The following is a 15231-nucleotide window of genomic DNA, read 5'->3' as shown; positions in this document are numbered from 1 at the left end:
TGTCCCACAACTATTGGTTAGAAGATTGAGTCTTAGGCGGCATCATAGGGACAGGCATGACAGGAGGCACAGGAACCGCATTGCGATCGCCTTCGGCTTTTCCTCCCATTAGGCCAATTTTTTCCCCTATGATATCTGCCACCTCTTTAGTCTCTTTGGTCTCTTTATTGTCCTTTGCCGCCAAAGGCTTATTTCCTCCGCCCTGCTGCAAAGAAAGCTCGATCGTTTGGCTGTCGCTCCGCGTCGGATTATAAAGCGTGCCTACCATGACTTGGCGCTCATCCTTGCGTGACAAGCCTTCAAAAACAAACAATGTTCCCGTTATTTTGCGCTTAACATAATTATCAATGTCTTCTTCTGTTGTCAGCTTTTTCCATCCTTTCGGAGTCAAAAGCAGCCAATCGGATGGACAGATTACCATGCGCTCATGATTAATTTCGAAGACGCATTGCGAGCGCGTGCGCGCACCAACAAATTTAAACATATGCTGAATCTGCTGGGCATTTTGTACTGTCCAAGGCTCTGTCGATTTTAGCAAATTCAACAAAATTTTTCCTTTCCCTTCTACATCCCATAGCTCGAATGTCATCAACCGATCTTCAATTTTTTTGACAACCAATAAAGGATGGTTGAGCGAGCTTTCGCCCGGTTGAACGATAGTCCATCGGTTTTTATCCCAAACCAAGCAGTCGCCCACTTTGACAAAAACGGAATAAATATCGTCATTCTCGCCAAAATCAATGCGCTGTTTGCCGATGCTATCTTGGTAGTCTTGTCCGCCATGTTTTTCTAAAAAGCGGTCCGGCCCAAACCAGCGCGCCCGCTGACGGGCAAGCAAAGTGCCGTCTACACGCCACGTGCCAATTTCCCAGCTCGATCCTGCATAACGAATAAACTCTTTTTCTGCTAGACGAAATTGCGCACAGCTTTCAGGCTCCGTAATCAACTCGCCCTTATCATTTTCCATGGCAACTTTAACTTGCACTTCCGCATCAACCGGCACCCCTTCAATCCACAAAGACGTCCTCTCATTGTTTGGGCTAAAAATATAACGGCCCGGATTGCTCTTTTTATCATACAATAAATAGAGCGGCTCGCCAGGGGGCGTAGAAACAACGGCTTTGTTTCCGGCAAAAGAGAAATGCAAAAGCGTATGATTCGATTGCGCATCCGGCCTTCCATTTTTTCCATAATAGATCAAATGCTGCTTCAAATCAGGCAACTGCAAAGAAGGCGAAGCATTCTGCAAAGCCAATAGCGGCCCTCCAATCTGCTGATAAACGGCCGGAGGGAACTCAAAAGCGGTTTTTGGCAAACCGTTTGGCTTGGACTTGGGATTGGATAAAAAAATCTCCGATGGCCACGCCAGCCAAATTAAGACTATTCCCAATCCTAAAAGAAAAAGGACTCCAAGTATGGCAGAATTAAGCCAAGTTAACCACCGACTAATCATTACTCTCACACATTTGAATCTTTACTTCCTTAGAAACTCTTTAATCGCTGCCGGATCCGTCCGCTTCAATATTTTTTCAATATTCTATGCTGATTGGCTTTAATTGAAAATTTTAAATGTCTTTAGACAAAAACTTTTCTTTCCTTCCAGCTAAATCGATGGAGGATAAAGCAAATGCTTGTCAAATTGGAACTAGCTCTTTGAAAATAGCACTTAATAAAAGATATGCTAAATCTTATCAAGAGAATAAAAAAACCACAACATATTATTAATTTCCAATTATCCAATAAAAAAAATACAAAAAAAATAAACTATCCAGAGATTTGTTTTAACTTTTAATTAAATCTAAAAACTACCGAACATCCTAACGAATGTATTAAAATCGCTAGCGACCTAGATTCGAGCGTCGTCTTAAGGAAAGAAAATACTCTCAACTCTAGTTATTAACCCGAATTTGGAGTTTTTATGGGATTTAATCCCCTTTTTAGAGATGTTGGTATACTCCTTGCAAAGACTATCTAAAAAAATGATTGCATAGTTGAAGAGTGCCGGTTATAACGGACTCAAGCATTTTAACCGGAGTTTAGAGTTTTTTTGACTTTGGACTGACGTGAAAGCGCTTGCAGATGAAAAGTGGCCAGACGGTCCCTATTTTTTAATATGAACCGCCTGACCATTTGTTCATCTCCGCAGCTTTGAGGCAGGCGAAAGAGCAAAAAAAACTCCATATTCTTGTTTTTAGGTACCTATCTTCTTTTATCCATTACCAAAATTGATTTAACCCATCAATTAAGGGGGAAAGTATGAATACTAATGATCCAAAGTTTCCACAGGATCCCGACAAGCCGCCTTTTCAAGATCCTAATCAACCATCTTCAGGCGACCCATCTGATTTGACTCAACCGCCTGTATTTCCTTCAAGCGAACCGTCTAAAATTTATTCTACCAATGCGTCCAACTATGCAGTTCCGCCTAAATCGGCAGCTTCAACAGAACCCAATAGGGTATACGCCTCAGAGATGGGAGAAGGAGCAAAAACTTATTCAAGCGATTATACGCAAAAAACCAAAGACTATCAGCATAAAGAATCGATAGAAGATAAAGTGAGAGAGTCTTTTAGAAATAATAAGGATTCAAAGAAATTTGACGATCTTTATCAATATGCCCGGAATAACAAGGAACATACGATCACTTATATCTTGTTGATTTTGGGTTTACTCTTGCTTTTCTTTGATAATCTCTTAGGTGGATTGATCCTTGGAATGGTAGCCGGCTATCATTTTGCCTATGAAATCATCTATTACCTGCGCAATATTGGGCAAGTCTTTACCGGTCAAGATCAACTGCGCTATGTTGTCTTAACAGGGCTCTTATTGGGATTATTCATTGCCGCACCCGGCATTTTTGTTGGCGCTATTATCGTTGCTGCTTTCAAGCAGGTTATGCAAGGAAAAGGAATAGACACTCCTCCTCCAAGCGATCGCGATAGCGGGCCGACTCGCCGCCTATAATAAGGTATTTTTAACTGTCTAGGGAATGCCTTCTAGAAGCTGTACTAAATTAGTTTAGTTCGAGACTATTTTTCTCTAAAGCTCGCAAAAATACGGAGGCCATATTCAATTGGCCTCCTTCTTTCTTAGCCTCTGAACGGCTCCTAGAAGGTGGATTAAAATCCATAATGATCGATATCTGAGATTATTTTTCCTTACGGAATCCTCTCTCTTAGTCAGAGCATTTCTCAGTGGCTTTTCTATTTTTTATTTCAAATAATTTACACAATTTTATTTCAATTTTAACAAAACAACTATAAACAATAAATCAATGGTCAAATATTATTGTTTTTATTAAATTATTTTGTTATATTATTCTTATTTAAAGAAGAAATACATCTCAAAATTCGGGTTATTAATGAAGCAGATTAATAAAAGGTTTTTATGAATATATCCTCTTATCATTCAGTCACTTCATACGAAGAGAAATATGTGGAGATGAATCAAGAAATGGAAATAGAAGCGGAAGCCGAGGAAGGAAAAAGCGGGGTTTGTCCTCCCCTTCTCCATCAGCTTCCCTTAGAAATCATTTATTGCATTTTCGATCAATTAGCTTGCCAGGCCTCGAAAAAAGAGTTTTTCCCCTCTGTTTATTCTCTGTCGCTAGCATGGATCCTGCGTGATAAGCCAACGTGGCCGCATCGGGAAGAGCCAAGGAATGGGGAATTTTTACAGAAGACCCGTTCCTTTGTCAAAGAATGCCTATTTCACAGTAAAATAATTGCCTGCAATCAAGGGCTTTTATCTCCAAAAGAGCTTAATTTATATTCATTCTCTTTACTTCTTCCTTTTCTGAAAGCTTCCAATAAAAGCCTGGACGTTCTCAACTTAAATCAATTTAGCCTCCGACTCGACAAAGGCCGCCTTTCAGAAATTGTTCGTTTTTGCCCGCATCTTAGACAATTGGATCTGGGATCCTCAATGATTTCCGATCAGGAAGTCGACGAAATTTTAAAATTAAAAAGGTTGAATGCTCTAACTGTATTTGGACTGCAGATCAGCGAAGGAAAATGGACGCAATTATTCCAGCTTCCTTTAAAAAAAATAACCATTAACAGGGGGGAATCGCTGACAGACAGAGCAATTGGGGAATTGAGTGCTCTTCGCTTAGAAAGCCTAGCCTTGAACCACTGTAAAAAATTAACTGTCCAGGCCCTTCCCTCTCTCTTTAAATTCTCTCTTTCTTCCTTAAGTTTGCAGGGCTGCGCCTTTCGTTTTCCCAATTTGCAAACACTCTCTCCTCCCCCATCGCCAGCATGGTATCAACAATTACAGCACTTGGATTTGAGCCAAACGGAATGGACTGAAGAGACGATCCAATGGATCGCACAATGCAAGAATTTGCAAACGTTGATTCTCACTGAATGCGCAATTAATGACCGAGCCCTAACCGCATTAAAGTTTTTACCTCTAAAGAAGCTTTCCCTGATGAAATGCGAAAATATTACCGATGAAGGACTCAACATCCTTTCTGGTATTTCCACTCTTAAAGAATTAAATGTCTGCTATTGCACAAAATTAACCGATCGAGGAGTTCAAAAGCTCGCTCCTCTCAATCTTGATAGCCTAAATGTAAGCTGGTGTCCCCAACTGACAAACAAAGGAATTGAAAGTTTGCAAGGCATCAAGGAGTTAAAAGTCACTGGTCGCAGTGGGGCCAATTAAAAATTTTAACTCCCTCATCCCTTTACTTATTTCGCAGGCAATTGAAGAAGTTCATTCATCCTTTCTTGAATGACTTCAACCATGGATTTTCCCTTAGCCACTTCTTCAATGGAATCGGAAAAAGAATCGAGCCAAAGCAGGATGGTTCCGATTAAGGAAATAAAGGTCGCGTCTTCCAGCATAGAGCCGGGCTTTAAGAAGGCATAGCGAAAAAATACGCTTTTGCCCGCTTCATCTAAGATAAATCCTGGCACTAGCAGAGATTTATTAAAAAAATTGATGAGTCTCGCTACTTCTCCAATGGACTGAGGCTCAACGGTAAAGGGAAGAACAGTATAAATATGCACGAATGATTCGGTAGCTTCTTGTGCGGCAGGAGCGGCTAAGACATCCTTTTCAATCTTAAGAATACAGATTCTTTCCCGGTTTTTGCTGTCCCGAGGAAGTGTCAAACTTAAGTGCTCAAAAGGCATTTCCTGCGAAGCTTTGTGCAAAAGGCATGGATATCCGAATCGATCTAGAACAGCTTCTAGCTTTTCAAGAAATTGATCTTCCATAATTTTCTCCTCTCAGTTTTTACTCTACCTATTGAGCCAATAATTGTAAAATAAGCGTTCTTCGCTGGTTATCATAGGAGCGCGTATCAATTCCCGCACGCTGCAAAATATCTTCCATTTTTTCATCATTTAAAACGCTCTCCATCTGAACCAGTCTTCTTTCCAAATCTGTCGGTTCTATTCCCAATTGCCCGGCTGTTTGTCGTATAAGCTCTCTTTCCTGACGCTGTTCGGAAGACAGGCGCCATTCAAATGCCCTTGAAGATAAATTCTTAGCCGTCGTTGAAAGCTGTCCAAGCTTATCTACTGTTGCATAAGCGCCTCCAATGATGAGGGGTGCAAAGCCCGTGATCATCCCCCCTGTTGCCAAGATTGCGCTTGCCGATGTCATTTTGTTTTCCGGAGAATTCTCATCTTGCGCTGTTGAAGACACCGCGGTCATTAAACCGATGGTATAAGTCATTAAAGCGGCAGCATAGATGTAAGTCGAAGTAACCGTGGAGAGTTTTTTATATCCAATCTCGCTAGCTGCTTTTTCTAAGTGGGCAAGCTTTTGCTCATAATTTTTTGCTTTCAAGTCTAAAAGAATTTTCTCAAAGCTGCCCTCTGGAAAAAAATCTCGCAATTTTTGAAGCTCATCATAAGCTGTCGATACAGCTTGCTTCATGACTTGGATCTGCTCTCTGCGGACATTCAAGTCTTTGATGGCATTCCAATTTTGATAAATGGCAGCAGCACTCGTGAGAGAAGTGGCAAGAGAAGGAACGTATTTGAGCAGGGAAAGCGCCATGGTGTCGGATAAATATTCTTGGCTAAGCAACGCTTTGCTGCCGCTTTTGCCTATTTCGATCGCGTTTCTCAAACACTGGGCTTTGATCATTTCTTTTTGGGTGCTTAAATGCGTCTCCAGAGTCTTGATTTGCGTTAGGACTAATTCTTTATCTTTAAGCAAAATGCCTTTTTTTATTTCATCTTCCCCAGAGCTGCCCAAGCGGGCTATTTTAGCTTCAATGATTTTTACTTGGTCTTTAAGCTCTTTCAGCTGACTATCGTAAGCCTGGTTGGGAATAGAAGCCTTGTTGACATTTGCAAGCAAGGCAAGCGCATTGACTGTCATATTGACGGCATTAAAAGGGATAGTCTGAGAAAATTCCGATACTTGCTTTCCGCCGCTTTCAATAGAGGCCAACTCATTAATTCTTGAGACAAGCGCTTTTTGAGACTCCTCATCCAGATCGAAAATGAGCGCCTGAATCTGAGAATCGACAGCCGGGTCTACGTATTTTTTAGAAACGACGCCGCCTACTTTGCCCGCTACTCCAATTGTCGTCCCGCCTACTGACCCCAAGCTCGAAAGTTGGGCCGCACCGCTGATAGCCCGCCCCAAAGTCTTTTTATCCTCTTGCTTCGGAAGTTGGGTGGAAATGCTGCGAAAATGCAAGCCCAACTCTCCTATCGCCGCCTTCTGCAATTCGATCATCGCCTCTTTTTTCTCATGAATAGCTGCCATGTTAAAAGGACTTTGTCCGGTCTCTGTCTTTATTTTAGGATCGGAGCCATTCTGCAGTAACCCTCGGACAAATTCCGGCGATGAGTATCCAGCAGCATAATAAAGCGGAGTGGCTCCCTTTTCATCCCGCGCATTCATATCGGCTTTTCCTTTTACCAGAGAAAGAAAGTGGGAAGTAAAAAGAGGATTTTTCTTTAATGCCAGATGGTGGAGCAAGGTCTTGCCCGACGCATCTGCTTTTTTAAAATCAAAATAAGGAGCAACCACATCCTGAAGAAAAGGATCATTGCCATTGGCTAAAAAAGCCATGTGCTCATCTTTCTGCATAATGGCTTTAAACTGCTCAATGACTCTTTCCTCCCCTTCCTCAGGATTTATCCCTTCCAATTCTTCTAATAGCGAGGGCGGCGCAGAATCCAAAATAGCTCCCTTAAATTCCCCTATCTGCTGCATTAAATTAATGATCCGCTTTTCGGAAATATTGGTAAAAACAGATTGAATGACAGAGGTAATGGTTTGTTGATTGGATTCAGGTAATTTGATGTGATTGGTCAAATTCTTCACTTTTTCAAAGAAGCGTGGAACGAATTGGCTATTCGCATATTCCATATTGCCCTTTATCATTTCCAACCCATCTAAAATTTCTCGCACTAATTGACCTTTCTCAGGTGTTAATTCATCCGACTGAGGATCAATTATTGATAAATCCAAGTGGGCTAACCCCTCAAGCTTGGTTTGAATATCTTGTTCGAATAGCTCTCGGTTGAATGAATGAAGATTCCCACTTATACTCATACAAACCTCTTTAAAATTTAATCAAAAACCATCTATTTTTATTATAAATAATTTAAGTATTTAATTTATTATTTTTTAAAATAAATAATGTATTTAAAAACAAATTAACAAATAATTATGTTTTAATTGGATTTAATCTAAATAAATATATAAAATAAAAAATTAATAAATTCGCGAGATGCATTAAAATTTGAAAACTGGCAAGACTCATCGGCTTCAACACGGGCATGATTGTCAAGATTTTAGAATTTCTACCTCTTTGCCTCCTTTAGCCTTGAGAAATATTTTCCAAAAAAGGAGAATTTTTCTTTTGTTTTTTATTTTCCCACTTCAATTTTTTATAAATATTAAAAATATTTTTTATTATGAATCCTTTAATTTCTTTAGATATTAATTATTCTCCATCTATAAAAGAACAAAGTTCCCTATTTACATGCGAAGAACAAATAAGGGGAACCTATGCAGAATTAAGTCATCAATTGACTCAAGCGCAGAATTGGCATGATTTTGAAAATAAATTAAACTGGTATGCACTCTCTAATCACCCTCTTTCGGTAAAGGAAAAGATCTTGCATTTTCTAGCTTTAAAAGGATTGGATGCGTTTTACCATTTATTTAATCAATTAAAAGAACAAGTGACTAACCGAGAAGATATTGATTTGTGTAATCATTTTTTTTCCGAAATTAGCAATCATTATATAACAAATGCAGCTGACAGTCTATTGCAGCGTTTAAGCAAAGAAAATGCTGGCTATGAAGCAATTCTTGACATCCGCTTGCTTTTTAAAGAAGGGAGGCTAAGACTGGAAGTAGAGGACAATGGAATCGGAATCGCATTTGAAGCCGAGCAAAATCTTTTTAAAGAAAAAGTGACCACTAAAAAAGATCTAGATCCCCCTCAGTATGGAGGGGGTGGAATTGCCTTAATCAACGTCAATCTGTTAAAAGATCGGCTGAAAGGACAAAGTGGTTTTTTAAATAAGGGACAAGATCAAGGAGCGAAATTTTGGTTTGAAGCTAGCCTGGAAAATTGCAAGCAAGGACTTGAGATGCCGGCTTATCAACAATAGTTGATGAAAAAAGCCTAAATTTCTAATCCATTGCGGCACAAATCAGCCATTTGGTCCGTCTTTTCTGCTGCATCCTTATAATAGTAAAAGTTCGTGCCGTCCCGAGCTAACTGACTCGCTCACAGAAAAGGACGGCATCTTTCCTCAATAACGTCCAGCTATTTGAGCATATCGGCCGCATATCGCCGCAAGCCTTCTTTGACAATTTCCGTCATTTCAATCTTAGAGGGACAGACAAAAGAGGGCAGAGCAAAGTCTTCGCTGTCTACTTCCAATAAACCTAATTCTGCAGCTTGGTCATAATCTTCCGCTAAAATGGCTTTGACTAAATGCACGGTCGAAATATCAAGGGGCATGACTTCATCGGCAAGCGAACTATCGATAAAAGGGCGCAGCTCTCCGTGCTGATTTGTTGTAAAATCGTATTCTTTATGAGCATTGTCCAAATGGCCTGAAAGATAGGTCCCGCTAAAGGTATACTTATCCAACCCCAAGCGGAAAAAATGCAAAAATTCCCGCTCTGTATTTTCCGGAATAGCGCAAAAACATTTGTCATAATAGCCCAGAAAATCTTCTGTATCGACTTTTCTTCCAGTCAAAGGATCCCCAGCAATTAAGCGAACCCATCCTTTTTTAATCCTTCCTGCAATGAGAGCGGAAATGGGATAGCCTTCTCTGACTTTAAAATAGCCTGTTCTTCCCTCAACGATGCCTGTCCCTGCCAGGCTAATGATGCGCTCAACAAAATACTGTCCATGCATCAGCATGTATCCAATCACAATGACCGCCAGTACATCAACAGTCCAAACGACATCTTCAACGGAAAGAATGGGATCGATGCGCTGAATATGCAAAGAGGGGTTGCTGATGGGATGCGGCCCTTCTGCCGTATGCTTCTCTACGCCTTTTGCATCGGGAAAAGCACGGCTCGCTGTTCCTTGGCGATAGACCAAATGAACCTTTCCATCCGTCATTTTTGCTAAGGCGTCCAATCCTCTTTGAAATTCTTTCTCATAACCGGCCACTTGCATTTCAGCCGGAGGGACAAAAGGAGCAGACTCAAGGGCTTTGACAAAAATGCTGCGGGGAACTTTGCCTGGATTGGCTAAAAAATTAAATGGTCTTTGGCGAATATGGGCAAAAAGCCCTGTGCGTTTAAAATAATCGATGAGCTCTTGCCTGGATGATTGGGATAAATCGAGCAAGGGATAGGTTTCGCGCTCTTCCGCCGTAGCAACTTCAATGACAATATCTAATAAGCGCCTCTTTAATCCTCTGCGGATTTCTATAACCGTTCCCGCCGCCGGGGAAACAAAAAAACGCCCTGGCGATGCCTTATCCTCGGCCAAAGGCTGGCCGATTTTAACGTAATCGCCGGCTTTCACTAATATTTTAAATTTAATCTCTTCAAAGGCATTGAAATCTAAAGCCAAGTGGCTAGGGGCCTTTACTGGATGAGCTCCTCCGCTTACTGTCAGTGGCTGGAGGCCGCCGTCCGGTTTTCCCTTGATTGGAATATCTAATCCTTTAGCAATTTTGATATGAACCATATGAATCCTTTGAGAATGCCAAACCAGAACGTTAATGAAAAAAAAAGTTTTAAGCAAGATCCCGTTAGAAGGTAGGTTTTGAATTCGACTGACATGCCTCGCTCTTCCAATAAAACTTCTGGCTGCTAAGCGCTTTCTTAAACCAAACCGGGGCATGCAGACTGGCCCGGCCTAGGCGATAACCGCTCAACTTGAAGAAGGATTGTAAAAGCGCATAAGGAATTAGAAAGGGCTGTTTGTGCTTTAATTCTTTGAGCAAGGCTTTAACATAATCCTGTCCCCTTTTGCTGTCTTTTCCTCCTATCGCTAGAAGAGATTGATAAGCATGCCTGGCCAGTCCAATGTCAAAATGCCGGCAAAATTCCTGCTTTAACGTATAATCATGAGAATGCCTGACTTCCGCTTCTGCAACATAGGCGATGCGATGGTGCTTATAAAGCAAGCGGGCAACAACTACTGTATCTTCTCCAAATAGCACATGGGGGAATCCTCCCACCTCATCTAAAGCCCGGCTAAGATAAGCCGCACAAGAATTCGAACAAAAAAACGTATAAACGCCGAAAGTGGAAATATCTTCTAAGCTGCGAATATGGCTCGTTGCCGGATAATTAAAGTAACGGGGAAAAGCGGCAAAAAAACCCGCCCCTGCATGGGGCAGCTGCCTTGCATAAGAGACGGAGGCTTGCTGGTCAATTAAAGGCCGGACAAGTCGCTCAAGCATATAAGGAGAAGTCGCATAGGCATCCTGTGTAATCATGACGACGATATCTGTCCCGAGATAAAGCCGGCCCTTTTCACGGGTTGTCCCATGATTAAACTCCGTTTGCGGAATAGTCAGCGTTTCAACTCCCAGCGATTGGGCTATTTGGACAGTTCCATCGGAAGAGGATGAATCTATTACTAAGATGCGGGGCTTAAGGGAAGACTGAAGAAGAGGAGGCAGGCAATGAGGAAGATGCTTAGCCGCTTGAAAAGTGGGAATAACCACGCCGATGGATAACGCTTTTTTCATAGATAAATCTCAAGTAAAATTAGACAAATTAGCAAGTGCTTTGAAATTTCAGCATATCCTCTCATAGAGCAGAGGTGAAGATAAAATAATCAGGGACTTAATGGCAGTCAAATAAATTTCTTCTCTTATTTCTGAATGGCTTCCTCGGCGTTGAATCCCAAAGGGGGGATGACAAACACCAGGGACAGATCATGCAAGGGACCGGCTAATGGCTTGGCTTCTAATTCATAGAAATAGTCCCCTTCTTTAAGCAAGCCAATTTTAGAAACGGCTGCGACTTTAAGGCCGGCAGGAAAAATCCCGTCCATGCCTGTCGTCACGAGGATGTCCTGAGCCTTTAGAATGGGAATAGCAGCTCCTTGCGATTGCCCCAACGGCCTGCCCGTGCGGAGATCCCTCCCCTCTCCCTCTTCATCCGCAAAATCGTAGTTAAATCCCGTTCCTTTAAGAATAAAGCAATGCCCTCGGCAAGACGGTTGCAAACTGCCCTGCAGTTCACCTTTGGCCAAATACCAAGATTTTTTAAAAGGCTGCAGGACTTGTTTGAATTGTTCTAAGAGTTCGGCAAGTTGCTCTTGATCCTGAGGAGAGAGGGATTTGAGCTTTTTTCGACTGAGGTGGCCAAGCAATGCATCAATGTGCTCTTTCACCAGCAAGTCTTGTTCCCCGCCTCTGACAGCTCTTACCGAAGGCGTCAAACCAGGATCTGTAATCAAGCGCACGCGCGATTGATGCTGGCCGACATAATCGATAACGCCAACAACCGCTTGCCCGACTAAGACTGGGCTATCCTTAGCGACAATTTTTTCTTTTCGTCCTTGATTGTCCGCTTCCCCAACATTGATCCAAAGAGAACTGTTCCACGTATCCAAAGAGCGAAAAAGAACGCGTGCTGGAAGAACTTGAATCTGCAATTTAAGCGTGCGGGCTAAGCGCTGCGAAGCTATTTCATACTCGCCACTCAGCTCACGGGCATCGTAAGGTAAAGAGTCGGAAAGCGTTTGCAGCTGAGACTTGAAGCTATGCTGATGGGATAGAAGCTGGTGCAATTGGATCAATTCATTGCTCAATAATTGGTTCTCAAGTTGCAGACGCTGGATGTTTTCTTCAGGCGCAAGAGCGGCCAAAGAAGGCGATTGGGTGGGATGAGAAAAAAACTGCTTTACAAGCAGAAGCTTTTCCCATAAAGGCGAAAAAAGAGCCGCTGAGCCTCCGCGCATTTTCTCGGTCGTCGATCGCGATAAGCTCATCGAAATTAAGAGAGTGATGAAAATAATAAAATAAGAAAGAATAAATTTTTTATGCACGGCTACATAACAGATAAAAGAGATTCGGCTACATATTCTACGTTTTGAGTATTTAAACCTGCAATATTAATGCGGCCATTGCTTGGCATATAAATCGCTTTTTCTTGACGCAGGCGCTGCACTTGATCAGGTGTAAGTCCGCAAAAGGAAAACAGGCCATTTTGCTGATGCATATAGGAAAAATTTTTATCTTGGCCTTTGACGAGAAGAGCGGCAATCAAGGCTTTGCGCATCTCCTTTACCCTTTCGCACATATTCTTTAATTCCCTTTGCCACTCCAGCGTCAATTCATGGGATTTTAAAATGGTCGATATAATGCGAGCGCCTTGCAAAGGAGGCGTTGAATAATTACAGCGAATTAAAAATTTTATTTGACTTGCTAATTTAGGCATGCACTCTGCTTGAGAAGCCGTAATAGCTAATAGTCCAACCCGCTCTCCATAAAGTCCAAAATTTTTGGAAAAAGAATAAGCTACGAGCATTTCATGCCCTTCGCCGGCAAAATAGCGAATGGCTTGCGCATCCTGATCTAAGCTCTGTCCAAATCCCTGATAAGCCAAATCAAATATGGGCACAATCTGCTGCTTTTTAATCAGGCTTGATAGTTCTTTCCATTGTTCAAAATTGGGATCCACTCCCGTCGGATTATGGCAGCAGCCATGCAATAAAATAGCGCTAGACGGAGGCATATTGCGGATGGCTTCGCACATGCCGGCAAAATCCAAACCATGGCCTTGGGGATCGAAATACGGATAGCTCCCCACACTTAAGCCTGATTTTTCAAAAATTTGCTTGTGATTAGACCAAGAAGGCTGTGAAAGAAAAATTGTCTTGCTCACCAGCTTCGCCAAGAACTCTCCGGCCAATCGCAAAGCGCCTGACCCGCCAACTGTTTGCGCAGCAAAAATTTGACCTGACTGCAGAAGAGCGGATTCTGCTCCAAATAACAGCTGAAGCCCGCATTTGATAAATTCTCCCTCTCCTTCGATAGGCAAGTAATCTTTCGGCAGATGTCTCTGTAGAATTTGGCTTTCTGCTTTCTTTACGCTCGTTAAAACTAAAGAATGCCCCTCAGCTGTTTTATAGGCACCGATGCCTAAATTAATTTTATTGGGGCGCGGATCAGCTGCAAATATAATTGGAAGGCCTAAAATAGGATCGTCCGGCAAGAGAGGTACATCAGAGAAGAATGGCATAATCATCCTACTTCTTTTATTGATTTATTAAGCGAATTCTCAAGGATAAGCTTTTATTGTTCAAGCTTTAGAGGGATTAAATAACTTATAATAGCTTACATTTGAGATTATTTTCCTCGTCCTATAGAGCGGGCCGCCAATTAGCGGATGAACCTCTAAGAGAAAATCACTTCGCTCCAAGCCATTGCCTCATTGATGGCATGCTCACTGATAGGAAAATAAAGAGGCTTTATTCCCGGCTGTTTAAATCGCCTCCCTAAAAGAAAAGCTAGGAGGAAAGAGCGTAATAAAATGAATGCGGTCAAGCAGCAGCCTGATGCGCTCAAAGAGCCTCGCTTGCAAGTCAAAAGATGGGGATAAAGAAGGAAGGAACTTTCTGCCATAGAAGTCATAGGCTGCAGTCAAGGCAGCTCCATAGGATTGCCTTTCAATAAAGCTGCGAGCGATATTAAAAACCCCGTGATTGGCATAAAAAATTCCTAAAGACATAGCCTGCTGATAGAGGCTTAAATATTTAGAGGAAGACGGCCCACGGCTTAAATAATCGCCTAAAAAACCAAAGGTATAGACAGCCAGGCCTGCAATGATTTGCGCGCTTCCAAAACGCAAGCGCCAAGCCGTCGACCAGGCATGCAGGCGAGGGAATTGCTGCTTAGGCAAATACCCCATCAAATTAAAGGACGTTTCCACTAAAGTGAGAACGCCATTAATATAGGGAATACAGGCTGTCATTACCTCTCCAGCATTTTTATTTAAAATATTTATACCCTGATGCAAGCAAGTTTGGAAGCTTGTCCAATTGCAATCGAATATAAACGAATAATCGACCCTGAAGATCAAATTGAGGCGAGGCGTCCTGGTAACTTAAAAGTTTTTTGTTATATAAATCATAGGCCAATGCCGCAATACCCCACCCTCGGCTTTCGATAGAAGAGCGCACAATATTGAGAACCCCATGTCCTGCATATTGCAGAATGCGAACAGCCAAGCGCTGATAAAACTCTTTTTGACCGGAATGATAGAGGCTCAGGCCAAAGGACAGGATGCTTCCGGCTAATCCGGCAATAATGAGAACTTTTCCATAATGAGAACGCAGATTCGTAATCGATTGCTTGGCATCATAATAAGGATTGAGGTACACGCTATTGGAATGCCGGTCTTTCAAGTAGCGTTGGCCAACGGGAAGATAGCCTATTATATTCAACACGCTCTCAAAAGCAATCAATCCACTATCCAAAGTGGCAAAAGAAAAAGAATTAATTGTCATAAATATTCCTTATATAAGCGACAAAACTATTATGTTTTATTTTGTTTTAGAAACTGCCGTCGAATTGCCTATTGTCTATATTCAAGATTATTTTCTCCTTGGGGGGTAGTTCTAAACATGTAATGCTAAATTGTAATAACAGATAAAATATTTGATCATTCCAATATGATTAGCTAGTTTTTTAGAGAAAGATAAAGTTTTTCTTACAAGCCTTGCGACTCTTTGTCTAAGAGTACAATTAAATCTTTCAATATAACTTGTTTTGCCAGATTCTTTTCCAACTGGTCGGTGTTGAGCCC

At 41.8% G+C, this 15231-nt stretch carries 13 protein-coding genes; 3 read left to right on the top strand and 10 right to left on the bottom strand.

The window, feature by feature from the left end; genetic code table 11:
* Window positions 1-10: 10 nt before the first annotated feature.
* On the bottom strand, window positions 11-1453 hold the full coding sequence (locus BN3769_RS05905) for a hypothetical protein (RefSeq protein ID WP_068468565.1): 1443 nt from the start codon (window positions 1451-1453) through the stop codon (window positions 11-13).
* A gap of 803 nt (window positions 1454-2256) precedes the next feature.
* On the opposite strand from BN3769_RS05905, the gene BN3769_RS05900 reads away from it, so the two are divergent.
* Entirely contained in the window at window positions 2257-2964 is a 708-nt protein-coding gene (locus BN3769_RS05900; RefSeq protein WP_068468563.1) for a hypothetical protein, read from the top strand.
* 423 nt (window positions 2965-3387) lie between these two features.
* Window positions 3388-4668 (top strand): leucine-rich repeat domain-containing protein, encoded by a 1281-nt coding sequence (locus BN3769_RS05895; RefSeq protein ID WP_154017836.1) that lies wholly within the window; start codon window positions 3388-3390, stop codon window positions 4666-4668.
* A 26-nt stretch (window positions 4669-4694) separates the two neighbouring features.
* Here BN3769_RS05895 and BN3769_RS05890 read toward each other — a convergent pair whose 3' ends face one another.
* Window positions 4695-5225: a type III secretion system chaperone family protein gene (locus BN3769_RS05890; RefSeq protein WP_068468560.1), complete on the bottom strand. Its 531-nt coding sequence runs from the start codon at window positions 5223-5225 to the stop codon at window positions 4695-4697.
* A 28-nt stretch (window positions 5226-5253) separates the two neighbouring features.
* Window positions 5254-7530, bottom strand: coding sequence for an ankyrin repeat domain-containing protein (locus BN3769_RS05885; RefSeq protein ID WP_068468558.1), 2277 nt, complete (start codon window positions 7528-7530; stop codon window positions 5254-5256).
* 365 nt (window positions 7531-7895) lie between these two features.
* Here BN3769_RS05885 and BN3769_RS05880 point away from each other — a divergent pair, with 365 nt between their 5' ends.
* Entirely contained in the window at window positions 7896-8600 is a 705-nt protein-coding gene (locus BN3769_RS05880; protein WP_068468555.1) for an ATP-binding protein, read from the top strand.
* Window positions 8601-8758: 158 nt separating this feature from the next.
* On the opposite strand, the gene BN3769_RS05875 is transcribed toward BN3769_RS05880, so the two are convergent.
* From BN3769_RS05875 to BN3769_RS14435, 7 genes are all read right to left on the bottom strand, one after another.
* Window positions 8759-10150 (bottom strand): Na(+)-translocating NADH-quinone reductase subunit A, encoded by a 1392-nt coding sequence (locus BN3769_RS05875; protein ID WP_068468553.1) that lies wholly within the window; start codon window positions 10148-10150, stop codon window positions 8759-8761.
* 64 nt (window positions 10151-10214) lie between these two features.
* Window positions 10215-11162: a glycosyltransferase family 2 protein gene (locus BN3769_RS05870; protein WP_068468551.1), complete on the bottom strand. Its 948-nt coding sequence runs from the start codon at window positions 11160-11162 to the stop codon at window positions 10215-10217.
* 125 nt (window positions 11163-11287) lie between these two features.
* Window positions 11288-12469: a rod shape-determining protein MreC gene (locus BN3769_RS05865; protein ID WP_068468549.1), complete on the bottom strand. Its 1182-nt coding sequence runs from the start codon at window positions 12467-12469 to the stop codon at window positions 11288-11290.
* A 2-nt stretch (window positions 12470-12471) separates the two neighbouring features.
* Complete coding sequence (locus BN3769_RS05860; RefSeq protein ID WP_068468671.1) at window positions 12472-13665, bottom strand: amino acid aminotransferase; 1194 nt, start codon at window positions 13663-13665, stop codon at window positions 12472-12474.
* A gap of 243 nt (window positions 13666-13908) precedes the next feature.
* Window positions 13909-14397: a hypothetical protein gene (locus BN3769_RS05855; protein WP_068468547.1), complete on the bottom strand. Its 489-nt coding sequence runs from the start codon at window positions 14395-14397 to the stop codon at window positions 13909-13911.
* A 16-nt stretch (window positions 14398-14413) separates the two neighbouring features.
* The gene (locus BN3769_RS05850; protein WP_068468545.1) at window positions 14414-14932 is read right to left on the bottom strand and encodes a hypothetical protein; all 519 of its coding nucleotides are present in this window, start codon (window positions 14930-14932) and stop codon (window positions 14414-14416) included.
* A 111-nt stretch (window positions 14933-15043) separates the two neighbouring features.
* A partial coding sequence (locus tag BN3769_RS14435; RefSeq protein ID WP_228840602.1) for an IS1 family transposase occupies window positions 15044-15231 on the bottom strand: 188 nt, incomplete at its 5' end.

This window comes from Candidatus Protochlamydia phocaeensis (assembly GCF_001545115.1).
GTDB classification, from domain to species: Bacteria; Chlamydiota; Chlamydiia; order Chlamydiales; family Parachlamydiaceae; genus Protochlamydia_A; species Protochlamydia_A phocaeensis.
Note: the sequence above shows the minus strand (reverse complement) of the source record. Positions and strands in the feature narration are given on the sequence as shown.

Coding starts and splice junctions, on each gene's coding strand:
- BN3769_RS05905 (WP_068468565.1), bottom strand. CDS start 1,453: ATGATTAGTCGGTGGTTAACTTGGCTTAATTCTGCCATACTTGGAGTC.
- BN3769_RS05900 (WP_068468563.1), top strand. CDS start 2,257: ATGAATACTAATGATCCAAAGTTTCCACAGGATCCCGACAAGCCGCCT.
- BN3769_RS05895 (WP_154017836.1), top strand. CDS start 3,388: ATGAATATATCCTCTTATCATTCAGTCACTTCATACGAAGAGAAATAT.
- BN3769_RS05890 (WP_068468560.1), bottom strand. CDS start 5,225: ATGGAAGATCAATTTCTTGAAAAGCTAGAAGCTGTTCTAGATCGATTC.
- BN3769_RS05885 (WP_068468558.1), bottom strand. CDS start 7,530: ATGAGTATAAGTGGGAATCTTCATTCATTCAACCGAGAGCTATTCGAA.
- BN3769_RS05880 (WP_068468555.1), top strand. CDS start 7,896: ATGAATCCTTTAATTTCTTTAGATATTAATTATTCTCCATCTATAAAA.
- BN3769_RS05875 (WP_068468553.1), bottom strand. CDS start 10,150: ATGGTTCATATCAAAATTGCTAAAGGATTAGATATTCCAATCAAGGGA.
- BN3769_RS05870 (WP_068468551.1), bottom strand. CDS start 11,162: ATGAAAAAAGCGTTATCCATCGGCGTGGTTATTCCCACTTTTCAAGCG.
- BN3769_RS05860 (WP_068468671.1), bottom strand. CDS start 13,665: ATGCCATTCTTCTCTGATGTACCTCTCTTGCCGGACGATCCTATTTTA.
- BN3769_RS05855 (WP_068468547.1), bottom strand. CDS start 14,397: ATGACAGCCTGTATTCCCTATATTAATGGCGTTCTCACTTTAGTGGAA.
- BN3769_RS05850 (WP_068468545.1), bottom strand. CDS start 14,932: ATGACAATTAATTCTTTTTCTTTTGCCACTTTGGATAGTGGATTGATT.